The organism is Mycobacterium sp. GA-0227b, from assembly GCF_001499855.1.
Lineage (GTDB): Bacteria > Actinomycetota > Actinomycetes > Mycobacteriales > Mycobacteriaceae > Mycobacterium.
This window is the reverse complement of sequence record NZ_LQIK01000034.1, coordinates 90024-114702: the sequence shown is the minus strand read 5'-3', so window position 1 is coordinate 114702 and position 24679 is coordinate 90024. Positions and strand designations below refer to the sequence as shown.

The window sequence follows — 24679 nt, the reverse complement described above, 5'->3', positions numbered from 1 at the left end:
ACAAGCGGGCGCTCACCGGTCACTGGTGAGTGGCGGTGCCCTTCGCACGCGCCACCGCCGCAGAAGTGAGTCCGGCCGCACTGACGAGAACGGCCAGGCCGGCGAACCCGAATGGCACCGTCGACGCCGCCGCGATCGACGCCACGACGAGCGGCCCCGCGGCGTCACCACTCTCTCGGCCGATCTCTGCCGCACCCATCGTCTGGCCCAGCCGCTCGCTGGGGGTCGTCTTCGCGAGCATCGTGAAGGCGAGCGGGGTGATGAGTCCGCAGCCGGTCCCGATGACAACGGCGGCGCACAGCAGTCCCGCGAGGCCGGGCAAGGCTGCGACGACCAAACCGGCTGCGGTCAAGAGCATTCCGATCGCAATGCCCGCGTTGAGGGTGATCCTGCCCGCGTCGTGCGCCCGCCCGGCCATCGGTTGCGCGACCGCTGTGGTGAGCGCGAGCACGGAGACGACGGCGCCCGTGACAACGGGACTCAGGCCGGCCTGGGTGCCGAGAACCGGTAGGAAGCCAACGCCGACCGACAGTGCGGCGGTGGCCGCCGCAAGCGCGAGCGACGGTGTGACAAAGGAGGACTCGGAAAACCTGCGCAGAGTATCGACCAGGGTCTGACGTCGCCGGGGCAGCGGCGTCACGGCCGGCACGGAACTCCCTGCCCACACGGCGACCACGGTTCCGAGGACGGCCATCACGGCGAACAGGCTCTGCAGCCCGCCCAGCGTGACGATCAGGCCACCGAGTAATGGCCCGAGCGTGTAGCCGATCGATTTGTATGAGCCGTACGTTCCGAATGCGCGCCCCTGGGCGTCGGGCGACGTCATCAGGGCGACCAGCGCCGACGCGGCGGGCGAGAATGCCGCTGCGCCGACACCCTGGCCGAACCGGCCTGCCCATAGCCACGCGGTGTTGTCAAAGACGGCGTAGGACGCCGACGCGACCACAAAGATCACCAACCCGGCGATCAGGACGGTGCGCGCGCCGATTCGGTCGGCGAGCGTTCCGAAAACCGGCTTCAGCACCACCTCCGCACCGTCGTAGACCGCGAGGAGCGCACCGAGCGTCAGCAGTGAGGCGGCTGTACCGGTCGTGGTCGTCCCGAGCGTGCCTGCGACGGCGTGGGCGCCGAAGGCAGTGGTGAAACCAGCCGCCAACAGCGGTGCCCGCTGCGCAGTGGTGCCCATGCGCGCGGGCACCTCAGCCCAGCCACGCGCCGATGCGGCGCAGCGCCTCGGTGACGTCGCTGGTCGGTCCCGCGAACGACAGCCGGACGAACGAACCGCCCCGTGCCGGATCGAAGTCGATTCCGGGTGCGATCGCAACACCGGTGTCATCCAACAGCTTTGAGCAGAACGACAGCGAGTCCGTGGTCAGGTGCGAGACGTCGGCATAGACGTAGAACGCGCCGTCGGTGGGGGCCAGTCGGTCGATGCCCATACCGCGCAGCCCGTCGAGCAGCAGTCGACGGTTGGCGGCGTACTGGTGCAGCAGCGCGTCGGCTTCGGCGATCGACTCCGGCGTGAATGCCGCGACCGCCGCCAGTTGCGGCAGCGTCGGCGGGCAAATCGTGAAGTTGCCCGTCAGACGGTCCACTGCACGCTGCAGTTCCTGCGGGACCAACAGCCAGCCCAGCCGCCACCCGGTCATCGCAAAGTACTTCGAAAAGCTGTTGGCGACAACGGCATTGCGCGACGTCTGCCATGCGCAACTGGTCGCCGGAGCGCCCTCGTAAACCAGCCCGTGGTAAACCTCGTCGCTGATCAGCCGCACTCCGGCCATATCGCACCAAGCGGCGATCGCCGCCAGTTCTTCCGGAGGGATGACCGTGCCGGTCGGATTTGCCGGGCTCGCCACGATGACACCCTGCACGGGCGGCTCGAGATTCTCGAGCATCTGCACGGTCGGCTGGAAGCGGGTCTCGGGGCCGCAGGGAATCTCGACGACTTCGCAGCCCAGCGCCGAGAGGATATTGCGATAGCAGGGGTAGCCGGGGCTGGCGATCGCGACCCGGTCGCCGACGTCGAAGCAAGCGAGGAAGGCCAACAGAAACCCACCCGACGAGCCCGTCGTGATCACGACATCGTTCGGGTCCACGGTCAGGCTGTACCGGTCGAGGTACCGGCCGGCGATCGCCGCACGCAGTTCCGGGATGCCCAACGCCACGGTGTAGCCGAGCACGGTGGTGTCCAGCGACTCTTTCGCCACTGCACGGACGGCGGCGGGTGCGCCGGCGCTGGGTTGGCCTGCCGACAGGTTCACCAGATCGCCGTGGCTGCGCTGACGTTCCGCAGCGGCCAGCCACACGTCCATCACGTAGAACGGCGGAATCCCGGACCGCAGCGAGATGCTCACGCTGCTAACGCTAGAACACTTCGGATTCGAGCCGCCGCAAATAGTCACGCGGTGGTCCGAGCAGCTGCGCACTGCCGTGCGCCCGCTTGAAGTACAGCTGGATGTCGTGCTCCCAGGTGATCGCGATACCACCGTGCATCTGCACGGCTTCGGCGGCCACCTTGGTGAACGCCTCGCTGGCCGAGAACCGGGCCAGCGCAGCCGAAGTCGGTGACGGCGTGGCGAGCGCCTCATCCACGACGGCCCGCGCGGACTGCACGGCGACATAAAGGTCGGCCATCCGATGCTTGAGCGCCTGGAAACTGCCGATGGGCCTGCCGAACTGAACCCGGTCCTTGGTGTACTGCACGGTGAGGTCGAGACATCGGGTGGCGGTACCGATTTGCTCGGCGGCAAGCAGCAGCGCGGCGGTGTCGGCAAGGCCCGGGTCGGCGCCGATGTCGGCGCTCTCCTGCGGTTCCAGGCGGGCCAGCCGGCGCGTCATATCCATCGCGTCGACTCGCTCGGCGGTGAACCGGGTCCACCTGGACAACCGGTCGCCGTCGGCGGCGATCACCACGTCGGCGACATCGCCGTTGACCACGTGGTCGGCATCGAATACGACGGCGCCGAGTTTGACGCCTTCGGCGAGGCCCTCCAGCGAGTCGGTGTCCGGTTCGTCCGCGGCCAGCAGTGCCAACTCCGCGAGCGTGGTGCCGAGCAACGGCGTCGGCACCAGAGCCTTGCCGAGTTCCTCGAGCACAACGGCCGCGTCGGCGAGTTCACCGCCCGCGCCGCCGAGCTCCTCGGGCACGACGAGGGCCGCCGCACCGACCTGCTCGCACAGCAGCTTCCACAGCGACTCGTCGTATCCGCGTTCGGATTCCATCGCCTCGCGCACGGCCGCCGGCGACGCGTGCTTGTCGACCAGCGCGGCCACCGTCTCGCGAAGCAGTTGACGTTCTTCGGTCACAAGGCCTCCAATACCCGCCGACGGTGCATGGACGGATCGCCCCACGCCGAGCGCAGCGCCTGAACGCGCAGCAGCCACAGCGACAGGTCGTGCTCCTGGGTGAACCCGATCGCGCCGTGCGTCTGCAGCGCCGACCGCGCCGCCAGCAGTGCGGCGTCGGCCGCAGCGGCCTTGGCGGCGCTGACGTCCCGCGCGGTGTCGGGTGAATTGTCGGCCAGCGAGAGTGCCGCGCCGTACACCAGCGGACGGGCTAGTTCGACGGCGACGTGAACATCGGCGAGCTTGTGCTTGATCGCCTGATAGGTACCGATCACCTTGCCGAACTGGCTGCGCTGTTTGGCGTATTCGACCGACATGTCGAGCATCGCCTGCCCGGCGCCGACCAGTTGCGCCGCCGTCGCCAACACGCCGAACTCATAGGCTCGTGCGACATCGGCCGGCTTGGCATCGCCGGAAGCGCTGACATCGAACAGCTTTCGGCTCGGGTCCACGGACTCGTGGCGCGCACCTGCGGCGCCCTCGCGTACCTCGCTGTTGTCGGCCATCAGGATCAGTCCGGCAGTATCGGCGTCGACGGCGTAGGGCACGTGCGGTGGCAGGGCGACGGTGGCGATCAGCTCGCCGGCGGCCAGCGCGGCGCTGCGCTCGTCGTCGGCGAGCAGAATGGGTGCGACCGCGATGGATTCGACGACCGGACCCGGCACGCACCACCGGCCGAGCCGTTCGGTGGCGACGACCAGATCCACCGGGTGGGCCTCGATACCGTCGTACTTCTCCGGCACCACGAGTGCGGTGACGCCGAGGTCGGTCAACTGCGCCCACACCTTGCGGCCGGGCGCCGTGTCACCCGCCGCCCACGCCCGGATCGCACCCGGCAGGTCGGCGGCGCCCAGCGCGGCGTCGATACTGGCCGCGAAGTCGCGCTGCTGTTCGTCCAATTCGAAGTTCATATGACTACTTTCGGGGAAGTCCCAGGAGGCGCTCGGCGATGATGTTGCGCTGAATCTCGTTGGTGCCGGCGTAGATCGGTCCGCCGAGCGCGAACAGCAGGCCGTCGGTCCACTTGTCGACGAGCTCACCGTCGGCGCCGCGCAGGTCGAGTGCGGTCTGGTGGATCGCGACGTCGAGGTCCGACCAGAACACTTTGGTCACCGACGACTCGGCGCCCAACTCACCGCCAGCGGCCACGCGCGTCACGGTCCCGAACGTGTGCAAACGGTACGCCTGCGCCTTGATCCAGGCGTCGGCGACCCGGTCGGCGTACGCGGGGTCGCGGTCCCTGGCCCATTCGGCCACCAACCGTTCAGCCGGCGCCAGGAAGCGGGCGGGGCTGCGCAACGACATGCCGCGCTCGTTGCTCGAGGTGCTCATCGCCGCGCGCCACCCGTCGTGCACCTCGCCGATGACATCGTTGTCGGGAACGAACACGTCGTCGAGGAAGATCTCGCCGAACCCGGTGTCGCCGCCCAACTGTGCGATGGGACGCACCGTGACGCCGTCGGCCTTGAGGTCGAACATGAAGTACGTCAGGCCCTTGTGACGCTGTGCCTCGGGATCGGAACGGAACAGGCCGAACGCCCGCTCGCCGAACGGCGCCCGGGAACTCCAGATCTTCTGCCCGTTGAGCAGCCAGCCTCCGTCGGTTTTCCTCGCGGTCGAGCGCAGGGATGCCAGGTCGCTGCCGGATTCCGGCTCCGACCAAGCCTGCGCCCAGATTTCCTCGCCGGTGGCCATTTTCGGCAGCACGCGATCGAGCTGCTCTTCGGTGCCGTGCGCGAACAACGTCGGCGCCAACATCGACGTGCCGTTGGCGCTGGCGCGACCCGGCGCGCCGGCGCGGAAGTACTCCTCCTCGTAGACGACCCACTGCAGCAGGGTCGCGTCGCGGCCACCGTACTTCTCGGGCCAGGTGATGACCGACAGGCCGGCATCGAAAAGCACCTTGTCCCAATGTCGATGCTGTTCGAAACCCTCGGCCGTGTCGTAGGACTTCGTCGGGAACGAGTCCTTGTTGTTCGCCAGGAACTCGCGCACCTCGGCCTGAAAGGCCAGGGTGGCGTCGTCGAAGTTCAGGTCCATCAGGAAGACCCAGTCCTCTCACTGTGTTGCCGCAATAGCGGCTTGACCACTTTGCCACCCGGGTTACGCGGTAGCGCATCCAGGAACTCCACCGCCCGGGGTGTCTTGAAGTTCGCGAGATGCTCTCGGGTGTAAGCGATTACGCCTTCTTCATCTAGTTCGACACCGGGCTTGGTGACGATGAATGCCTTGCCGACTTCGCCCAGTCGTTCGTCGGGGACGCCAATCACAGCGGATTCGGCGACGCCGTCGAGGCGGGCCAGGACCTGCTCGATCTCGGCCGGATAGACGTTGAACCCGCCGCAGATGTACATGTCCTTGAGCCGGTCCGTGATGCGCAGGTTGCCGTTCTCGTCGACAGTGCCGACGTCACCGGTGTGCAACCAGCCGTCGGAATCGATCGCCGCTGCAGTCGCCTCGGGATCATCGAGGTACCCGAGCATCACGTTAGGACCGCGCAGCAGCACCTCACCCGTACCGTCAGCGGCCGGATCATCGATGCGCAGTTCGAAATCCGCGATCGGCCGGCCCGACGTGGTGGCGACGGTGACCGCGTCGTCGTCGGCACGGCACATCGTGCCGAACCCGCTCGCCTCGGTCAGCCCGTACGCGGTCAGCACGATGTCGATGTCGAGTTCGTTCTGCATGCGTTCGATGAGCACCACCGGGATCGTCGCCGCGCCCGTGACGGCGAAGCGCAGCGAACTCAGGTCGTAGTCGGCACGTTTCGGGTGATCGAGCAGAGTCTGATAGATGGTCGGCGGACCGGGCAGCACGGTGATGCGGTGCTCGGCCACCGCGGCCATCGCCTGCACCGGGTCGAATGTCAGCTGGGGGATGAGCGTCGCGCCGGTCTGCAGACAAGTCAGAATGCCCGCCTTGTAGCCGAAGTTGTGGAAGAACGGGTTGATGCAGAGATAGCGGTCGTCGCTGGTGAGTTGGCCGCAGGCGGCCCACGCGGCGGATGCGTCCAGCGACTGCCGATGCGCGCACAGCACGCCCTTGCTGCGCCCCGTCGTGCCCGACGTGAACAGGATGTCGGACACGTCGTCGGGCGCGACGGCGGCGGCGCGGGCGTCGACCTCGTCGAGGTCCTTTCCCTCAGCCATGAATTCGTCCCAGGTGCCGTCGTCCTTCTCGATCGGCACGCGCACCACGTGCTGCAGGTCGGGTAACGCGTCGCGATCCACGGACGCGGCCTTGTCGGCCCCGAGAAACTCACCGGAGGCGAACAGCAGCGGGGCGTTGGTGCGGGCCAGGATGTCGGTGGCCTCGCTGGCGGTGTAGCGCGTGTTCAGCGGGACCATGACGCCGCCGGCGTAGTGCGTGGCCAGGCATGCCACCACCCAGTGCCAGGTGTTCGGAGACCAGATCGCGACCCGGTCGCCGGACTTGATTCCGAGCTGGATCATCGCCGCGGCCGCGCGGCGGACTTCATCGCGCAGCTCGGCGTATTTGATTGTGCGATCCTCTGTGACCAGCGCATTGTGGCCGGAAAACCGGTCGGCGATCCGGTCCAAGACCTCCGGAATGGTCCGCCGATCGCCAGTCATTGACGCTCCTCTAACAAAGCAAGTGCTTGGTAGGTTAGCCTACAAGGGTGATTACGGTCGAGGAGTTCCGGGCCGAGGTCCGTGGCTGGCTTGCCGACAACCTCGTCGGGGAGTACGCGGCGCTGAAAGGCCTCGGCGGGCCGGGCCGGGAGCACGAGGCGTTCGAGGAACGCCGGGCGTGGAACCAGCACCTGGCGGCCGCCGGGTTGACGTGCCTGGGCTGGCCGCAGGAGCACGGCGGTCGCGGATTGTCGGTCGCGCACCGGGTCGCGTTCTACGAGGAGTACGCGATCGCGAATGCCCCGGCCAAGGTCAACCACTTCGGTGAGGAATTGCTCGGCCCGACGTTGATCGCCTTCGGCACCCCCGAGCAGCAGCAGCGGTTCCTGCCGAGAATCCTCGATGTCACCGAGCTGTGGTGTCAGGGCTACTCCGAACCCGGAGCAGGCAGCGATCTGGCCAACGTGGCGACGACGGCCGAACTCGACGGTGATCAGTGGGTCATCAACGGCCAGAAGGTATGGACGTCGCTGGCGCACTGGGCGCAGTGGTGCTTCGTCATCGCGCGCACGGAGAAGGGCTCCAAGCGGCATGCGGGCCTGTCGTATCTGCTCGTACCGCTGGACCAGCCGGGCGTCGAGATCCGCCCGATCGTGCAGCTGACCGGTGACTCGGAGTTCAACGAGGTGTTCTTCGACGATGCCCGCACCGATGCCTCGCTGGTGGTCGGTGAGCCCGGCGACGGGTGGCGGGTGGCGATGGGCACGTTGACCTTCGAGCGCGGCGTCTCGACGCTCGGCCAGCAGATTGAATATGCCCGCGAGCTGTCGGGAGTCGCGGAGTTGGCGAAACACACCGGCGCCGTTGATGATCCGTTGATCCGCGAGCGGCTGACGCGGTCGTGGGCGGGTTTGCGCACGATGCGGTCTTATGCGCTGGCCACGATGGATGTCGAGCAGCCGGGGCAAGACAACGTGTCGAAGCTGTTGTGGGCCAACTGGCATCGCGAACTCGGTGAGATCGCGATGGATGTACTCGGCCGGGAAGGGCTGACGCTGACCGACGGCGACTTCGACGAATGGCAGCGGCTCTATCTGTTCTCGCGCGCCGACACCATCTACGGCGGGTCCAACGAGGTGCAGCGCAACATCATCGCCGAGCGCGTGCTCGGACTACCGAGGGAGGTCAAAGGCGCGTGAACCTGGCTGAGGCTCCGAAAGAGATTGGCGGACACGGCATTCTAACCGGAAAGGTCGTCGTGGTGACCGCGGCGGCCGGCACTGGGATCGGGTCGGCGGTGGCGCGACGGGCGCTGCTCGAAGGTGCCGACGTCGTCGTGTCCGACCATCACGAGCGGCGACTGGGTGAGACCCGCGATCAGTTGGCCGAACTCGGGCTGGGGCGCGTCGAGAGTGTGGTCTGCGACGTGACGTCCACCGCACAGGTCGATGCATTGATCGCGTCGACCACCGCGCGGATGGGCCGACTCGACGTGCTGGTCAACAACGCCGGTCTAGGTGGCCAGACCCCCGTCGTCGACATGACCGACGAGGAATGGGACCGTGTCCTCAACGTGACGCTGACGTCGGTGATGCGCGCGACGCGGGCGGCGCTGCGCTACTTCCGCGAAGCCGACCACGGCGGGGTGATCGTCAACAACGCCAGTGTGCTGGGTTGGCGCGCACAGCATTCGCAGTCGCATTACGCCGCGGCCAAGGCCGGCGTGATGGCGTTGACGCGGTGCAGCGCGATCGAAGCCGTCGAGTACGGCGTGCGGATCAACGCCGTGTCGCCCAGCATTGCCCGGCACAAGTTCCTCGAGAAGACCAGCTCGTCGGACCTGCTGGATCGGCTGTCGGAAGGCGAGGCGTTCGGGCGCGCGGCCGAGCCGTGGGAAGTCGCGGCCACGATCGCGTTCCTGGCCAGCGAGTACTCCAGTTACCTGACTGGAGAGGTCATTTCGGTTTCGAGTCAACGGGCATGACCTCACCGCTGAGCCAGCCGGCGAGCCGACGCGACGAGCTTCTCGAGCTCGCCGCATCGATGTTTGCCGAGCGTGGCCTGCGCGCGACCACCGTGCGCGACATCGCTGACTCGGCGGGCATCCTCTCCGGCAGCCTCTACCACCACTTCGCCTCCAAGGAGGAGATGGTCGACGAGGTGCTGCGCGGATTCCTCGACTGGCTGTTCGCGCGCTACCAGGAGATCGTCGACACCGAGCCCAATCCGCTGGAACGGCTCAAAGGGCTGTTCATGACGTCGTTCGAGGCGATCGAGCACCGGCACGCCCAGGTGGTCATCTACCAGGACGAGGCGAAGCGGCTCGCGGGTCAGGAGCGGTTCTCCTATGTCGAGAAGCGCAACCAAGAGCAACGCAAAATGTGGCTGGACCTGCTCAACCAGGGGGTCGAAGAGGGCTACTTCCGGCCCGACATCGATGTCGACCTGGTCTACCGGTTCATCCGCGACACCACCTGGGTTTCGGTCCGCTGGTATCAGCCAGGCGGTCCGCTCACGGCCGAAGACGTCGGCCGTCAATATCTGTCGATCGTTCTCGGCGGCATCACCAAAGAAGGAGCCGACAATGCCTGACGCCTATGTCATTGACGCCGTACGCACTGCCGTCGGTAAGCGCAACGGATCGCTGGCGGGTGTGCATCCCGTCGATCTCGGCGCCGCGGCGTGGCGCGGGCTGTTTGATCGTGTCGACGTCGACCCGGGTGTCGTCGACGATGTGATCGCCGGCTGCGTCGACGCAATCGGACCGCAGGCCGGCAACATCGCGAGGTTGTCGTGGCTCGCCGCCGGTTACCCCGAGGAAGTGCCCGGCGTCACCGTCGACCGCCAGTGTGGGTCCAGCCAGCAGGCCATTTCCTTTGGCGCACAGGCGATCATGTCCGGCACCGCCGACCTGATCGTCGCTGGTGGTATGCAGAACATGAGCCAGATCCCGATCTCGTCGGCGATGACCGCCGGCGAGCAGTACGGATTCACCTCTCCGACAAACGAATCCAAGAGCTGGCTGCATCGCTACGGCGACCAGGAGATCTCGCAGTTCCGCGGCGCGGAGTTGATCGCCGAGAAGTGGAACATCTCACGTGAAGAGATGGAGGAGTACTCGCTGGCAAGCCATCAGCGCGCGCAGGAGGCGATCCGCGCCGGCTACTTCGAGAACGAGATCATCCCGGTCCCGGTCGATGGGGCCGGCTTTGTCACCGACGAGGGCCCGCGTGATACCTCGCTGGAAAAGATGGCCGGGCTGAAGACCCTCGTCGACGGCGGCCGGTTGACCGCGGCGATGGCCAGCCAGATCTCCGACGGCGCCAGCGCGGTGCTGCTCGCCTCAGAGAACGCAGTGCAGGCACACAACCTCAAGCCCCGCGCGCGTATCCATCACATCAGTGCCCGCGGCGCCGACCCCGTGTTCATGCTGACGGGCCCGATTCCCGCGACCGAGTACGCGTTGAAGAAGACCGGCCTGTCGATCGAGGACATCGACACCGTTGAGATCAACGAGGCGTTCGCCCCCGTGGTCATGGCGTGGCTCAAGGAAACCGGCGCCGACCACGCGAAGGTCAACCCCAGCGGCGGGGCGATCGCGCTCGGCCATCCACTCGGTGCAACGGGCGCCAAGTTGTTCGCCACGATGCTGAACACGTTGGAGCGCACCGGCGGTCGCTACGGCCTGCAGACGATGTGCGAGGGCGGCGGCACGGCCAACGTCACGATCATCGAGCGCCTCTAGTCCCGCGCGGCCAACTGTCAGTGGTCGTGGATGATCACGCCGCGGATGTTGCGCCCGGCGAGCATGTCGTCGTAGCCCTCGTTGATGTCGTTGAGTTTGTATTCGGCCGTGACGGTTTCGTCGAGCAGCAGCTTGCCGTCGCGGTAGAGGTTGAGCAGCCGCGGGATGTCGGCGCGCGGATTGGCCTCGCCGTACAGGCTGCCCTGTAGCCGCTTCTGGAACAGCGTCATCATCGCCATCGACAGCGTCGGGGTCACGTCGGCCATCGACGCGATGGCGGTCATCACCACCGCACCGCCCTTGCGGACGACGTTGAGCGCCTCGTCGATCATCCGGCCCTCGAGCACGCCCATCGTCAACAGCGCGGAATCCGCCATCACGCCGCGGGTCAGCTCACCAACCAACGCCATGGCCTCCTCCATCGAGGTGACGAAATGCGTGGCACCGAACTCAAATGCCTTGTCCCGCTTGGATTCGACGATGTCCACGACGACGATGTGCTCCGCGCCCGCCAGTCGCGCGCCCTGGATCGCGCCGCTGCCGATGCCGCCGCAGCCGATGATCACCACCGTGTCGCCCGGGCTGACGTCGGCCGTGTTGACCGCCGAGCCCCACCCGGTCATCACACCGCAGCCCAATAGGCACGCCCGAGCAAGCGGCAGATCATCGTCGACCTTGACGACCGAGGCCTCCGACAGCGTGCCGTACTCGGAGAAGCTACCGACACCCGACAGGATGCCGACGTCTTTACCTTGGACCTTGCGCCGGTAGGTGCCGTCGGCCTGCAGTCCCACCAGGATCAAGGCGCCGAGATCGCACAGGTTCTGATGCCCGCTGGCACACCAGCGGCAGCGTCCGCACGCAGGCAGGAACGAGGTGACCACGTGGTCGCCGACCTTGAGATCGCGCACTCCCGGTCCGACGTCGGCGACAATGCCGGCACCTTCGTGTCCGCCGATGATCGGCAGCGGCACACCGGCGAAATCCCCGGTGACGACGTGGTGGTCCGAATGGCACAGCCCGGTGGCCTCGAACGAGACGAGGACCTCACCTTCCTTGGGCCCGTCGAGGTCGATCTCCTCGATGCTCCAAGGCTCGTTGAGTCCCCACAGCACGGCGGCGTTCGTCTTCATGGCCGCGAGTGTAGGAAAGGCGCGGTCCGAATTCGGCAGAATCGAAAGGCTTACTGTTTAGTGCGCGAGAGCGAGGCCGCCCAGCGCCACGATCCAGCTGGCGAAGCTGCCGACGAGGAAGTATTCGGTCACCTCGTCGATCCCGATACCGCCGTTCTCGCGGGCCTTCTGCGCGTTGATCTCCGGGAACCGGATGATGCTCTTGGCGGCGACGACGGCCGTGGCCGCTGCGAGCTGACCGGCCAGTCCGAGCCCGAGAATCAGCACACGCTCCATCGGCCCGAGAAGGCGGCCGCCCTTGAGCCGGTCCGACGGCTGCGGTTCGCCGGCCGGCTTGACCGCCCCGACCGAGCCGAGCACCAGCCGCACCAACTGGTTGCCGGTCACCAGCTGCATGAGCATGACGCCGATGATCATCAGCAGTTTGTCTCCGGACACTGACAGTCCGACCCATGACGGCCACCGCGCCACGACCCCGGAGACGTGCGAGTCCCACCCGGCCAGCACGATCAGTACCGACAGCGCCATGCCGAACACCACCAGCGGGGCGAGTTGACCACGACCCGAGACCTCGGCGCGGGCGCAAAGCACCACCCACCCGACACTGGCCAGCGCCGCGACGGTCAACAGCACGATGTCGCCCCAGTGCCACAGCCCGGCAAGCGCCGCGCAGGCGGCCACCACGGCCGGCGCCGCCGCCGCGGCTACCCACACCCGCACCGTCATCCGTCGAACGACGTCGGCCACGCCCATTGCGATCAGCATCACCGCGACCGCGCTCACGGCACACCTCGCAGAAGTCGCGACGCGACCACGATCAAGTCCAACCCATCACGGCCCGCACGTTGGGACACCGCCGACGCGCTGACTCCCTCGGCGGCGGCGATGTCCTTCTTCGTCTGATCGGTCAACAGTCCCTTCACAATCCGTAATGAGCGGTCATCGAGCGATCCAATCAGATGGTCCCGACACAACAGCGCGGCGTTGATGGCGTCGCTGTCCGACCGGGTGTCGGCGGCCGCCCGGAACGACGTCCGCACCGACGCCAACCCCGGCTGTCGCTGCGCGGTTGCGGTCCACTCGATCGCCTCGCGGGCCGCCCACCAACCCGGACCGTCCTGGATGCCGGCCTCGGAGTCCAGTACCGTCACCGCGCCCCACCCGATTCCGAATCGGACGTCGATGCCGGGCGCGACGGCCAGCCGGATGGCCAAAGCCGCGTCGACCGCCTCGCCGACCGTCGGAAAGGTGCCCTGGAATTCGTCGCCGACGGTGAACGCGGGCGGATCGATCGCTCCGGCGGCCACGTCGGCCAACGCCTTGTTGATCGCGCGGTGCGCGGCGGCACGGTCGGCCACACGGCGTGAACCGACCACGTCGCCGATCAGCGTCGCCCGCACAGATGAAGCAGTAAGCTTCACCTCAGTCATATGAAGACTATAGCTTAATCCAGCACGGATGAAGCAAATAGCTCTAGCAAGCTACAGACGTGTCTCTCCAGGGACGGCGATTCTCAATTGAGGAATCTCGACGTGCGGAAGCCGCAACGCGCCAGGGGCAGACGCCGGTACAGCAGGGTTGTGTGGGGTGACGGGCGGTATCCGGCGATAACCCTGGCTTTGCTCGGGTCGTTGATCGACTTCACCATTATTCGGCCACATCGCGGCCGCACGCTCGGCTTGCGCGGTGATCGTCAGCGACGGATTGACGCCCAGGTTGGCCGAGACCGCAGCGCCATCGACCACGCTGAGCGTGGGATAGCCGTACACGCGGTGGTATGCGTCGATGACACCGCGCTCGGGATCGGAACCGATGGTGCACCCGCCGAGGAAATGCGCGGTCATCGGGATGTTGAACAGCTCTCCCCAGCTTCCCGCGGACACGCCGTGAATCTTCTCGGCGATCCTGCGCGTCGCCTCGTTGCCGACAGGGATCCAGGTCGGATTGGGCTCGCCGTGCCCCTGCTTGCTCGACAAATGCCGCCCGCGCAGTCCGCCCTTGGTGAACGTGGTGATGGAGTTGTCCAGGTTCTGCATCACGAGGGTGATCACGGTGCGCTCGCTCCAGTTCTTCACCGTCAGCACGCGCAGCAGCGCAACCGGATTCTTCGCGGCCGCGCCCAGAAACTTCACCCACCGTGGCCATCGGCCGCCACCGTCGACCATCAGGGTCTGCAGAAAGGCCATCGCATTCGAGCCCTTGCTGTACCGCACCGATTCGATGTGGGTGTCACTGGTGGGGTGGATGGAGGAGGTGATCGCCACACCGCGAGTGAGGTCAAGTGCCGGGTCGACCTTGTACTTCGAGGCGCCGAGGATCGACTCGGAATTGGTCCGGGTGAGCACGCCGAGCCGGTCCGACAGCCGGGGCAGCGTGCCGTTGTCCTTCATCTTGTGAAGCAGGTTCTGTGTGCCCCACGTGCCGGCGGCCAGGACTACGTGCTGCGCGGTGAAAGTTCGGCGGTTCTTGCGCAGCACCCGGCCGGTGCGCACGGTGCCGACGTGCCACGTGCCGTCCGGTGCTTGCCGCAGCGATGTGACAGTGGTCAGCGGATGCACTGTGGCCCCGGCACTTTCGGCAAGGCCAAGATAGTTCTTCACCAACGTGTTCTTCGCGCCGTATCGGCAGCCCGTCATGCATCCGCCGCACTCGATGCAGCCGGTGCGCGCCGGTCCGGCGCCGCCGAAGTAGGGGTCGGCGACGGTCTCACCAGGCTCGCCGAAGAACACGCCGACGGGAGTCCGCACGAACGTGTCGCCAACGCCCATGTCGTCGGCGACCGCTTTCATGATCTCGTCGGCCGGGGTCATGTCCGGGTTGAGAACCACTCCAAGCATGCGCTTGGCTTGGTCGTAGTACGGCGCCAGTTCGTCTTGCCAGTCGGTGATGTGCGCCCATTGAGGGTCGTTGTAGAACGGACCCGAGGGCTGGTACAAGGTGTTCGCGTAGTTCAGCGAGCCGCCACCGACACCTGCGCCGGCCAGGATCAGGCAGTCACGCAGCAGATGAATCCGCTGGATGCCGTAGCAGCCGAGCTTCGGCGCCCACAGGAACTTGCGGATGTCCCAGCTGGTTTTCGCGAATTGGTCGTCGGTGAAGCGCCGACCGGCCTCCAGGACGCCTACGCGGTAGCCCTTTTCCGTGAGCCGCAGCGCTGTGACGCTGCCGCCGAAGCCTGACCCGACAACCACTACGTCGTAGTCGAATTCGTTGGACATCGCATTCTCTTGTCGGTCCCCACGACGTAGCGCAGTCATGACATCAACCCGTGCAGCAGGAAGCGGCCGGACTCCTCGTCGACCATCTCCATGGCGATGCGGCGCGCCCGAATCGCGGCGCGGTCGGCTTTCACGTTGATGTCGCGACGAGGATAGATGTCCTCGTCGAGCCGACGCTGAATCGTCTCGAGCACACCGGCATCCCGCATCGCCCAGTCGTGGAACATCGTCCGCAGGAACTCGCCGACTTTGCCGTCGTCGGTGGCAAAGTTGCGGGCCATCCGCAGGAAGACGTGGGTGATGCCAGGGGATTCAGGAGTGAATCCCTGAATCCGCAATAGGTCGTAGGACCGGTCTCCCTCTGGCTCGATGGCGTACCGCTGCACATGGAGGGCGGGCGAGACGAATATCCCCTCCTCGTGTCGTGCTCCGGTCGTGGCCGCCGGGAGACCGGTGATCTCGGCCTCCCATGCCGCCATCCGGCTGGATGGCAACGATCGGGAGTAGGCGACCGACCGCTCGGAGACCTCGACCTCGTCGAGTTGGGGCAGCCTCTCGATATCCGGAGGAACGGCCTCCGGGTGCATCACGAACACGTCCGTCAGGTCGAGGTAATGCTCCTGTAGCAGTAGGTAGTTGGCCTCTACGCGCAGCACCTCGGTGGTACTTTCCCAACCCGTTCCGTCGGCGTACCACGGCACCCGCGGCGGTGGGCGCAGTGTGGCCGCTCCGGGATCGCCGAGCCAGACCCAGATGAAGGGCGACTCCTCGTAGACCGGGTAGGTCCGCACCCGCACACCCGGCGGGACGTTCTCCTGGGACGGGACATGGACCAGCCGGCCGTCGGGTTCGTAGACCATGCCGTGGTAGCCGCTGACCACCCGGTCGCCGTCTCGCCAGCCGAGCGAAAGCGGATAGGCTCGGTGCGCGCATCGGTCTTCCATGGCTACGACGCCACCGGAGCCCAGGCGGTACAGCATGACGTGAACGCCAAGCAGGCGGCGGGAGAACAGATCCTGGCCGACCTCGTCGCTCGTCGCGGCGACATACCAGCAATTGAATGGGTAGTTCGGTCTCATAGGTCCAGCACCAACCTCTCCGAACGGGCGCGCGAAACGCAGATCATGATCGTTTCGTTGGCTGCTTTCTCGGCGTCGTTGAGCACGGAGTCGCGGTGATCGCCCTCGCCCTCGATCATGTCGCATTCGCAGGTCCCGCACACGCCTTCCATGCAGGAGCCCAGCACGTCGACGCCGGCTTCGTCGCATGCTTCGTAGATCGATTTGTCCTGCGTCACAGTCAAAGTCACGCCCGAGCGCTGGCACTCCACTTCGAATGACGCCAGCGCGTCGGCCGGTTCCTCCACCGCCTTGGCCGAGAAACGTTCGATGTGCAGGCTGTTCTCGGGCCAGGTGTTACAGGCCTCCTCGACCGCGGCGAGCAACCCCTCGGGCCCACAGCAGTAGACGAGCGTGTCCTGGCCTGGCTCGGACAGCGCCGTCGCGAGGCTGGCCCTGAAGTTCGGTCCGTCCTGAACATCCCGAGCGCATATGCTGACGCGCGGCCCGTGGCGTTCCAGCTCATCGACGAAAGCCATCGTCGATCGCTCCCGACCGCCGTACAGCAGGCGCCAGTCTGCGCCGGTAGCTTCGGCCGCTCCGATCATCGGCAGCAACGGCGTGACCCCGATCCCGCCCGCGATGAACAGGTAGCGTGGGGCGCTCACCAACGGAAAGTGGTTGCGCGGGCCGCGAACCCGTACCGTGCTGCCCTCGTGGAGCTTGTCGTGGACGAATTGGGACCCGCCACGGCTGTTCGGGTCGAGCAGCACGCCGACCTGCCACTCCGAGCGATTCGCCGTATCGCCGCACAGCGAGTACTGCCGCACCAGCGACGGCGTCATGATCAGGTCGATGTGCGAGCCCGGCGCCCAGTCCGGCAGGTCCGCGCCGCTGGGGTCGGCGAGCGTCAGGGTCACGACACCGTCGGCCGCTACTTCACGGCGACGAACCTCGACATCGATTTCGACCTCACGGTAGGCCGGTCTGGCGCGGGCCGTCTCGGTCGTCGTCACGATGTCCTCTGCTCTTCGCGCAAGCCGCTCATCGCTGACCTCCGCACAGGAATCGAGTTGTACTGGTTGAGGAACAGGGCTCGCACCCGGGTCGGCTCACCGTCCAATTCGAGATCCGGGAAGCGTTCCAAGGTCTGCTGGATCCACAGCTTGAGCTCGAGACGCGCGAGGTTGGCGCCCAGGCAGAAGTGCTTGCCGCGACCACCGAAGGCCTGATGCTTGTCGGCGAGACCCTCGCGGGTGATGTCGAACTCGCCCGGATTCTCGAAGACGCTCTCGTCGCGGTTCGAAGCGATGTACCAGAGCAACAGACGGTCACCCTCTTTGATCGTCTTGCCATGCAGCTCGGTGTCTTTGGTTGCCGCGCGGGCCATGAAGGCGAACGCGGGATAGCAGCGCAGCCCTTCTTCGACTGCGGCGTCGATCAGGTCCGGATTCTCGCGGAGCTGGTCGCGAAGCTGGGGGTTACGCAGTATCTCCAGCATCGTGGCGCTGTAGGTGGCGCGGGTGGAGTCGTTGCCCGCGGACATCAGCAACACGAAGAACGTGGCGATCTCGAGCTCGGTGAGCTTCTGGCCCTCCACCTCGGCCGTGAGCATGGTGTTGACCAGGTTGCCCGACACGCTGTCGGTGCGCTCCGCGAGCTGATGGTTGACGTACTCGATGATCTCGGCGACGACGGCGCCGGCGTCACTCCATTGCTCCCGGATGACGGGGTCCTCGAACGCGGTGAAGACGTTCGTCCAATGCACCAGCTTCTGGTCGTCTTCGGGTGGTGTGCCGAGCAGCGAGCCGATCACCCGCGCGGGGATGGGCCGCGCCACGTCGGCCACCAAGTCGAACCGCTCTTTGTCGGCGACGCTGTCGAGGACATCGCTGATGATCTGCTTGACGTCCTCGTCGTGCTCGGCGATCTTCTCCGGGGTGAATTCCTTGATGACCAGCGCCTTGAGCCGGTCGTGGCGCGGCGGGTCCATCGAGATCAGCTGCAGCCGCTGAAGGTCCAGCGGAACACCTTCGGCGATGTCGTTGAGATGGAAGATGCCGCGTTTCTCGGACGAGAAGGTTCTGTGGTCCCTGCTGACGGCGCGGACGTCGTCGAAGCGGGTGATCGACCAGAAGCCGCCTTCGCCCGGCGCATTGTTCTGCGGACTGAAATGCACTGGTGCCTCGCGCTGCATCCGCTTGAACAGTTCGTAGGGCACGCCGTCGTCCCAGACCGCCGGATCGGCGAGGTCGACGCTGTCCAAATCAACCTTCGTTACATCCGCGATTGTCATCGTCACTCCTTTGCTAGCTGACCTAGTGGCTGATTTATTTACGCAGGCGGGATTATGCGGGCTGATCGGTTTGCGCGATAGCCAGTGTGCGCCTCTGAATGCGCCGTCTCGGTGGTTTGGCAGCATCGATGCGGGTAAACTGACGAACGTCGAAGCCCACCCTTCGGTAGGTCTTTTTCACGCCAAAATTGGTCTACCGCAATTGTTTTCGGTTTGGCGCCGATCTCGTGGCTGGCCATCGCTTGCTCACCCCAGCACCGGGAAGCTGCGTCGCTTGGCCAGCCGATCCATGCCGGCCTGGATCGCACGTTCGACCTCGTCGTAGATCGCGTCGACGTATTCGGTGTCGTCGGCGCGTGCCGGGTCCGGGTCGACTCGTATCGGGTCGAGCAACTCCGTCCGGATCTTCGCGGGCAGCGGCAGATGCGTGGGCAGAATCTCGACGGCGAGCGGAAACGGGAACCCCGCGATGATCGGTGCGGTCGCGCCGCGCAGGCGCTTGCCCAGTCCCGTCCAGCGTGCGATGAACCGTCCCTCGGAGAGCACGAACACGGTGTCGTGGCCGCCGACGGTCGCCACCGGAACGATCGGCACCCCCGACCGAATGGCCTGGCGTACAAAGCCCTTGCGTCCGGCCAGAACTGCCTTGTCGCGATGTCGCCAGTTGCGCATCGCGTCCTGCTCGCCGCCGGGCCAGACGATCACGTCGTGGCCCGCCGCCAACGCGGATGTGACGCCGTCGCGCGATGCGCGGATCACCCCGACGGCCTTGAAGTAGTCGCCCAACAGCGGTGCGGACATCAGCACGTCGTGGGCGGTGCCGTGCAGGGCACGGCGCCCCTCGAAGTGCCGATAGAACGAGTGCACCAAGGTCCACGCGTCCATGGTCAGCGAACCGCCGGAGTGAATACCGACCAGCAGTGACGGCTCGTCGGGGATCCGGTGCCAGCCGTCGATCTCAAGGCGAAAGTAATGGTCGCACAAGAAGTTCCAGACGGGATTCTGCACGTATCGCATGAACTTCTCGTTGGGCTTGCGCGCAGGAGCCATGGCGGACTGGGATGCGGTTCGCGGTGGGGCTTTGACGGTCCGCAGGGTTGCGGTGCTGGGTTGGGTTGACGATGTCATGGTCGGATGTCCGTCCTCGTGGGATGTCGGGAGCTTCCGCGATCACGCGAACTCGGTGACGAGGCGGCGGGGCCGAGGATCGCGACGCTTCCGCCGGACGTCGGCAATGGCGTGGAACCCGCTGATCGAGGCCGGGAGCAACAGCGGCAGAAGCACCAACAGGAAGATCACGATGGGCGCGAGGTAGGACATGGTTCGCTCATTTCTCCGCAGGGCGGAATCGATGTGGGATTTGGTGCCGACTGTTTGCTGGATCGCCGGCGTTCCGTTCGTCGTGAACGTTACGGAGACCGACTTCTGCGGTGAACGTCGAAAACCGACCAAGTGTTGGCAGGGCTTCGTCTGTTACCGACAAACGCCCTCCGCCGCATCGTCGCCGAACTACCGTCTATTCATGGCGGATCCCCCACCCGATGACGACGCAGTTGTCGGAAAGAATGCGGCCCTCATCGTCGGCCGGCTGTCCGCGAAGCTCGACGAGGTGACCGGGCGGATCCAGCAACTGCTGGTCACCGAGATCGCCGAGCTCGGGGGCGACCCACAACTCACCCAGTTGCTGCGGGAGACCGTCTCGGGAAACGTCGACACATTCTTTGCGGCGATCCGGCACGGAATTCCGGTTACTCAGGTCGAGCCGCCGACGGCGGCGCTCGAGTACGCCCGGCGGTTGTCCCAGCGCGAGATTTCCGCCGACGCGCTCGTGCGTGCCTACCGGCTGGGTCACCGGGCTGCGCTGGAGGCGGTGCTCAACGAGATTCGCGCCGCCGACCTGGACCCCCGCCTGAGCCTGGATGTCTTCGAACGAATGGCGGCGACGTCATTCGAATACATCGACTGGATCTCGCAGCGGGTCATCGCCACCTACCAGGAAGAGCGTGAGCGTTGGCTGGAGAACCGAAACAGCCTGCGCACCGCGCGGGTCCGCGAGATACTCGCCGGCGGCAATGTCGACGTCGACGCGATGACTACTGCGATCCGATACTCGCTCAGGAGAATCCACCTCGCCGTCGTCGTCTGGTGTGCTGAGTCCGATGACGGCGCCGAACCGGCGGCGTTGGAACCGTCCTTCCGATCAGTCGCCGAATCTGTAGGTGCTCAGGACAATTCGTTGTTCATCGCGGTGGATCGCGTCACCGGGTGGGGTTGGATGTCACTGTCGCAGGAGGCGGCTGTCAAGGCGCCGATGCGTCTACGAGAGCTGGCGGGCGACACCAGCGGCCCATGCATCGCAGCAGGGAACCCCTTGCCGGGTATCGACGGTTTCCGACGTTCACATCAACAGGCGCAAGATGCGCGCAGGGTCGCAATCACGGCCGGTGCGGGTTCACGCCGCGTCACCCTGGCGAGTGATCCGGGCCTTTCGGTGGCGGCTCTGCTGGGTAACGACCTCGACGCAGCGTCGGCGTGGATCGGCGACATCCTCGGCCCGCTGGCATCTCCCACGGAAAGTGATGAGCGGCTTCGGGAAACGCTGCTGGTCTACATGCGGACCGGGTCCAGCTACACCACTGCTGCCGAGGAACTGCATCTGCATTTCAACTCGGTGAAGTATCGCGTCCAGCGCGCCATCGAGCGCCGCGGTAAGCCGATAGCCGACGACCGATCGGACGTCGAGGTCGCCTTGCTGTTGAGCCACTGGTTCGGCGCTGCGGTGCTGAGGTGAGACCGCGGCTCAGTCGATCAACGCGGCCGCCGCCTGCAGCTGCTTGACCGCATCTGCCACGATCGACTCGATCAGCTCGGCACACGACGGCAGATCGTCCAACATCCCCGCGACCTGCCCAGAAGCGAGTACGCCCGCGTCGGTGTTGCCCTCGACCAGGCCGGCCTTCAACAGCATCGGGGTATTGGCCGCCATCACGACCTGTGACCACGTCAACTCCTTGCCGTGCCGCATCTCGAGGCCGTCGCGGATCATCGACCGCCACGTCATGCCCGACATCTTCTTGAACTTCTGGGCGTTGCGTACCGCCGCGGAGAACCCGCGCAGTCGCGATCCGCTCTCGAGCTTTTCCACCAGCCCGGTGCGCAACACCCGGTGCGGCATTCCGTCGACGCGGGTCGAGACGACGGTGCCGTCCAGCCCCGAATCGAGGTATCGCCGCTTGACCGCGTCCGGCACCGTCGAATCCGACGTCAACAGGAACCGGGTGCCCATCGCGACGCCCGCGGCGCCATACGACAACGCCGCCGCAAGGCCGCGGCCGTCGAAGAAGCCACCGGCCGCCACAACGGGAATATCGACCGCATCCAGTACCGACGGCAGCAACAGCGTCGTCGCGATCGGACCGGTGTGGCCGCCACCCTCGCCGCCCTGCACGATCACCGCGTCGGCGCCCCAGCCCGCCACTTTCTTGGCGTGCTTGGCCAGGCCCACCGACGGAATCACCACGACCCCGGCCTCTTTGAGCTTGGCGATCAGGTCGGGCTTGGGCGCCAACGCGAACGAGGCGACCTTGACGCCCTCGCGGATCAGCAGGTCGATGCGCTCGCCGGCGTCGCCCGCGTCCGCGCGGATGTTGATGCCGAACGGCTTGTCGGTCGCGCTCTTCACCTTGGTGACCGCGGTCTGCAGTTCCTCCAGCGTCATGGTCGCCGACGCCAGGATCCCCAGACCGCCGGCATTGGAAGTCGCCGAGACCAGCCGCGCACCCGCCACCCAGCCCATGCCGGTCTGGACCACCGGATGGTCGATGCCGACCAGCTCGGTCAACGGTGTGCGCAACTTACTCATGACCGTATTTCCTTGTCCCGCAGACCTTTCGGGTCGATTACTTCGCGGATCAGCTTCTGCTCGCTCTCGGTGGGCAGTCGAGTCTCCTCCGCCGATCCCAGTCCGTGAACCTCGAACGAGGTGTTCTCGGCGACCTGCTCGGCCTGAACCCCGGGGTGCAGCGAGACCGCCCGCATCTGATGCTCGGGGCCGTTGAAGTCGAACACGCCGAGATTGGTCACCACCCGGTGGACGTTGACGAACCGGTAGGCCGGGTTGCCCGGATCGACCTTGTCCCAGCCGATGCCCGAAACCACGTCGACGGAGTCGCCGAACACCCGTTTCGAGTGGTTGCCGACCCAGTAGCTGGTCGCGTGGTTGATGGTGTTGCCGGGCGCACCGCGCACCCCGAACATCTGGCGAGTCGGCTGCTGCAGCGGTCCGAACGCCGAGAGATTCTGATTACCGTAGCGGTCAATCTGGTTGGCGCCCATCACCACATGCCGTCGACCCCACGCCAGCGTCTCGAAGACCCGGCCGAAGGGCATCCACCCCTCGATCGCGCCTGCGGCGCCGAGGGCGGGTGTGTCGGCGAGCAGGCGCGCCTCACCGTCGGTCAGCAGGATGTCGGGGGAGAAGGTCAAGCGGGCCAACCGGGCGCCGATCGACACCATGGTCGTCATCGGGCTGACCATGGTCTCGCCGGCGTCGCGGAAGAGTTCGGCGCACGCGACGGCGCACACTTCGGCACGGGATACCGACATCACTTGCTCTCTCCAAACTTGCGCACGGCCGCTTGGTAATCGGCCTCGGTACCCGACAGATAGGTCTGGACGAATTGCTGCCACGACTCGTCGGAACCCGCGGCCTCGGCGTAGTGCCGCTGGAACTTCTCGTCGCGGCGGTAATCCGGTTCGGCGGTAGTGAAGTGCGCGCCGTTGGGGGCCTCGACGACGGCGTCGACCATCATCCGGTTGATCAGCAGCGCCTGCGGCGGCACGGCCTTGACCAGCTCCTCGGTCGCGACCACGCGCTCGACCGACAGGAACCGGCGCTCGGCGGCCATCAGGTACAGGTCGTCGAAGTAGGGGTCGATACCGGTGTAGGCCGCATTACCTTGTGCGTCACCGAGATTCATGTGCACAAATGCGGCATCCAGGGCCAGCGCGGGCATCGCGATGAGTTCTTCGTAAGCGTCACCGGTCGGGTATGGCGACGTCACGGTTTTCAACTCGTCACCCCAGAACGCGCGCACATCGCTGCCGAGCCCGGCTCGGATCGGCAGGAACGGCAGCCGCTGTGCCGCCGCCTGCAGGCCACACCGCAGCATGCCCTCGTCCATCTCGCGCGCCTCGATCGCACCGCTGGTGCGGGCCTTGGCGAACCACGGGTCGTAGAACGGTGGCGAGTCCAGCGACACGAAGCCGTAGTAGACGCGCTTGACCTTGCCCGCCGAGCACAGCAGCCCGAGGTCGGGTCCGCCGTAGGCGACAACGGTCAGGTCGGTGACGTCGGTACGCAGCAGCGCCCGCACGAACGCCATCGGCTTGCGGCGCGAACCCCACCCGCCGAGGCCGATGGTCATGCCGCTACGAATCGAAGAGACCGCGTCGTCGACCGTAGTTCTCTTGTCTGTCACGCCTTTTCCCCCTTGGACGTGCCGGCAAATGCATCGCGGTGCTCGTCGGAGACCCCCGCGAGGTTCAACTCGAATGTGAAGCCCTGTTCCATGCGGTAGCTCGAGTTCACCCGCTGCACGTCGATGAAGTTCAGCGCCTCCTTGGCCGCACGGATGACCCGGGTGTCCTTGGCGGCGATGTCTCGGGCGACGCGCAACGCGGCCTCGTCGAGTTCGGCGCGCGGTACCACCTCATGCACAGAACCGAAGTGGTGCAGCGTTGCCGCGTCCACGGTGGCGGCGGTGAAGAACAGTCGCCGCATCATGTGCTGGGGCACCAATCGCGACAGGTGGGTGGCCGCGCCGAGCGCGCCGCGTTCGACCTCGGGCAGCCCGAACGTGGCGTCGTCGGAGGCGACGATGACGTCCGCGTTGCCGACCAGGCCGATACCGCCGCCGACGCAGAAGCCGTTCACCGCGGCGACGACGGGCACCGCGCACTCGTAGACCGCGCGAAACGCTTCATAGCAGCCGCGGTTGGCGTCGATCAGCGCGGTGAAGCCTTCGGTGTTCTGCATCTCCTTGATGTCGACACCGGCGTTGAAACCCCGACCCTCGGCGCGCAGGATCACGACGTGGGTGCTCTGGTCCCGCCCCGCTGCGGTGATCGCGTCGGCCAGTTCGAACCATCCGCGCGAGGGGATCGCATTGACCGGGGGGTAGTCGACGGTGACCGAGACGATGCCCGGTTCGGTGATGGAATGAGCGATTGTCATCGAAACTCCCGACTACTTCCTGGGGGACGGCGTAGGAAAGCAAGCACTTGCTTGGT

Annotated in this window: 24 protein-coding genes; 5 read left to right on the top strand and 19 right to left on the bottom strand. The window is 66.2% G+C overall.

Annotation, left to right across the window (positions count from 1 at the left end; genetic code table 11):
• Window positions 1–19 precede the first annotated feature (19 nt).
• From AU185_RS23765 to fadD3, 6 genes are read right to left on the bottom strand one after another with little or no spacing between them, the layout of a single operon-like run.
• Window positions 20–1186: an MFS transporter gene (locus AU185_RS23765; protein WP_059101837.1), complete on the bottom strand. Its 1167-nt coding sequence runs from the start codon at window positions 1184–1186 to the stop codon at window positions 20–22.
• A gap of 13 nt (window positions 1187–1199) precedes the next feature.
• Window positions 1200–2312: a pyridoxal phosphate-dependent aminotransferase gene (locus tag AU185_RS23760; RefSeq protein ID WP_172800356.1), complete on the bottom strand. Its 1113-nt coding sequence runs from the start codon at window positions 2310–2312 to the stop codon at window positions 1200–1202.
• 52 nt (window positions 2313–2364) lie between these two features.
• Window positions 2365–3306, bottom strand: a complete 942-nt coding sequence (gene ipdE2, locus AU185_RS23755) for an acyl-CoA dehydrogenase IpdE2 (RefSeq protein ID WP_059101628.1) — start codon at window positions 3304–3306, stop codon at window positions 2365–2367.
• Window positions 3303–4256 carry an acyl-CoA dehydrogenase family protein gene (locus AU185_RS23750; protein WP_059101627.1) on the bottom strand — a complete coding sequence of 318 codons (954 nt, stop codon included), beginning with the start codon at window positions 4254–4256 and terminating at the stop codon, window positions 3303–3305. The genes ipdE2 and AU185_RS23750 overlap by 4 nt, the downstream gene beginning before the upstream one ends.
• 4 nt (window positions 4257–4260) lie before the next feature.
• The gene (locus AU185_RS23745) at window positions 4261–5385 is read right to left on the bottom strand and encodes an acyl-CoA dehydrogenase family protein (RefSeq protein ID WP_059101626.1); all 1125 of its coding nucleotides are present in this window, start codon (window positions 5383–5385) and stop codon (window positions 4261–4263) included.
• Window positions 5385–6938 carry a 3-((3aS,4S,7aS)-7a-methyl-1,5-dioxo-octahydro-1H-inden-4-yl)propanoate--CoA ligase FadD3 gene (gene fadD3 / locus AU185_RS23740; RefSeq protein ID WP_059101625.1) on the bottom strand — a complete coding sequence of 518 codons (1554 nt, stop codon included), beginning with the start codon at window positions 6936–6938 and terminating at the stop codon, window positions 5385–5387. Before fadD3 ends, AU185_RS23745 begins: the two co-directional genes overlap by 1 nt.
• 47 nt (window positions 6939–6985) lie before the next feature.
• Between fadD3 and ipdE1 the strand changes: the two genes are divergently transcribed.
• The 4 genes from ipdE1 to fadA6 are packed head-to-tail and all read left to right on the top strand — an operon-like array spanning window position 6986 to window position 10683.
• Window positions 6986–8137 carry an acyl-CoA dehydrogenase IpdE1 gene (gene ipdE1, locus AU185_RS23735; protein ID WP_059101624.1) on the top strand — a complete coding sequence of 384 codons (1152 nt, stop codon included), beginning with the start codon at window positions 6986–6988 and terminating at the stop codon, window positions 8135–8137.
• Window positions 8134–8922 (top strand): (5R,7aS)-5-hydroxy-7a-methyl-1-oxo-2,3,5,6,7,7a-hexahydro-1H-indene-carboxyl-CoA reductase, encoded by a 789-nt coding sequence (gene ipdF / locus AU185_RS23730; RefSeq protein ID WP_059101623.1) that lies wholly within the window; start codon window positions 8134–8136, stop codon window positions 8920–8922. The genes ipdE1 and ipdF overlap by 4 nt, the downstream gene beginning before the upstream one ends.
• Window positions 8919–9530, top strand: a complete 612-nt coding sequence (kstR2, locus tag AU185_RS23725) for a TetR family transcriptional regulator KstR2 (RefSeq protein ID WP_059101622.1) — start codon at window positions 8919–8921, stop codon at window positions 9528–9530. The genes ipdF and kstR2 overlap by 4 nt, the downstream gene beginning before the upstream one ends.
• Window positions 9523–10683, top strand: coding sequence for a steroid 3-ketoacyl-CoA thiolase FadA6 (fadA6, locus tag AU185_RS23720; RefSeq protein WP_059101621.1), 1161 nt, complete (start codon window positions 9523–9525; stop codon window positions 10681–10683). The genes kstR2 and fadA6 overlap by 8 nt, the downstream gene beginning before the upstream one ends.
• Before the next feature lie 17 nt (window positions 10684–10700).
• Here the strand turns inward: fadA6 and AU185_RS23715 are convergent, their stop codons facing one another.
• The 9 genes from AU185_RS23715 to AU185_RS25260 all read right to left on the bottom strand — a co-directional run bounded on the left by AU185_RS23715 (window position 10701) and on the right by AU185_RS25260 (window position 19708).
• The gene (locus AU185_RS23715; protein ID WP_059101620.1) at window positions 10701–11816 is read right to left on the bottom strand and encodes an NDMA-dependent alcohol dehydrogenase; all 1116 of its coding nucleotides are present in this window, start codon (window positions 11814–11816) and stop codon (window positions 10701–10703) included.
• Between the two features lie 57 nt (window positions 11817–11873).
• Window positions 11874–12599, bottom strand: coding sequence for a hypothetical protein (locus AU185_RS23710; RefSeq protein ID WP_059101619.1), 726 nt, complete (start codon window positions 12597–12599; stop codon window positions 11874–11876).
• On the bottom strand, window positions 12596–13246 hold the full coding sequence (locus AU185_RS23705; protein ID WP_059101618.1) for a SatD family protein: 651 nt from the start codon (window positions 13244–13246) through the stop codon (window positions 12596–12598). Before AU185_RS23705 ends, AU185_RS23710 begins: the two co-directional genes overlap by 4 nt.
• A gap of 51 nt (window positions 13247–13297) precedes the next feature.
• Complete coding sequence (locus tag AU185_RS23700; RefSeq protein ID WP_059101617.1) at window positions 13298–15034, bottom strand: GMC oxidoreductase; 1737 nt, start codon at window positions 15032–15034, stop codon at window positions 13298–13300.
• A 35-nt stretch (window positions 15035–15069) separates the two neighbouring features.
• Entirely contained in the window at window positions 15070–16113 is a 1044-nt protein-coding gene (locus AU185_RS23695; protein WP_059101616.1) for a Rieske 2Fe-2S domain-containing protein, read from the bottom strand.
• Window positions 16110–17108 (bottom strand): PDR/VanB family oxidoreductase, encoded by a 999-nt coding sequence (locus AU185_RS23690; protein WP_082684059.1) that lies wholly within the window; start codon window positions 17106–17108, stop codon window positions 16110–16112. Before AU185_RS23690 ends, AU185_RS23695 begins: the two co-directional genes overlap by 4 nt.
• Window positions 17105–18388, bottom strand: coding sequence for a cytochrome P450 (locus AU185_RS23685; protein WP_059101836.1), 1284 nt, complete (start codon window positions 18386–18388; stop codon window positions 17105–17107). The genes AU185_RS23690 and AU185_RS23685 overlap by 4 nt, the downstream gene beginning before the upstream one ends.
• 246 nt (window positions 18389–18634) lie before the next feature.
• Window positions 18635–19438, bottom strand: coding sequence for a lysophospholipid acyltransferase family protein (locus AU185_RS23680; RefSeq protein ID WP_059101614.1), 804 nt, complete (start codon window positions 19436–19438; stop codon window positions 18635–18637).
• A gap of 120 nt (window positions 19439–19558) precedes the next feature.
• Window positions 19559–19708, bottom strand: coding sequence for a hypothetical protein (locus AU185_RS25260; RefSeq protein WP_156425649.1), 150 nt, complete (start codon window positions 19706–19708; stop codon window positions 19559–19561).
• Window positions 19709–19910: 202 nt separating this feature from the next.
• On the opposite strand from AU185_RS25260, the gene AU185_RS23675 reads away from it, so the two are divergent.
• The gene (locus AU185_RS23675; RefSeq protein ID WP_059101835.1) at window positions 19911–21179 is read left to right on the top strand and encodes a PucR family transcriptional regulator; all 1269 of its coding nucleotides are present in this window, start codon (window positions 19911–19913) and stop codon (window positions 21177–21179) included.
• Between the two features lie 9 nt (window positions 21180–21188).
• Here AU185_RS23675 and ipdC read toward each other — a convergent pair whose 3' ends face one another.
• From ipdC to echA20, 4 genes are read right to left on the bottom strand one after another with little or no spacing between them, the layout of a single operon-like run.
• On the bottom strand, window positions 21189–22250 hold the full coding sequence (gene ipdC / locus AU185_RS23670) for a (3aS,4S,5R,7aS)-5-hydroxy-7a-methyl-1-oxo-octahydro-1H-indene-4-carboxyl-CoA dehydrogenase (protein ID WP_059101613.1): 1062 nt from the start codon (window positions 22248–22250) through the stop codon (window positions 21189–21191).
• Window positions 22247–22993: a cholesterol ring-cleaving hydrolase subunit IpdB gene (gene ipdB / locus AU185_RS23665; protein WP_172800426.1), complete on the bottom strand. Its 747-nt coding sequence runs from the start codon at window positions 22991–22993 to the stop codon at window positions 22247–22249. Before ipdB ends, ipdC begins: the two co-directional genes overlap by 4 nt.
• The gene (gene ipdA / locus AU185_RS23660) at window positions 22993–23868 is read right to left on the bottom strand and encodes a cholesterol ring-cleaving hydrolase subunit IpdA (RefSeq protein WP_059101611.1); all 876 of its coding nucleotides are present in this window, start codon (window positions 23866–23868) and stop codon (window positions 22993–22995) included. Before ipdA ends, ipdB begins: the two co-directional genes overlap by 1 nt.
• Window positions 23865–24623, bottom strand: a complete 759-nt coding sequence (gene echA20 / locus AU185_RS23655) for a (7aS)-7a-methyl-1,5-dioxo-2,3,5,6,7,7a-hexahydro-1H-indene-carboxyl-CoA hydrolase (RefSeq protein ID WP_059101610.1) — start codon at window positions 24621–24623, stop codon at window positions 23865–23867. Before echA20 ends, ipdA begins: the two co-directional genes overlap by 4 nt.
• Between the last annotated feature and the right edge of the window lie 56 nt (window positions 24624–24679).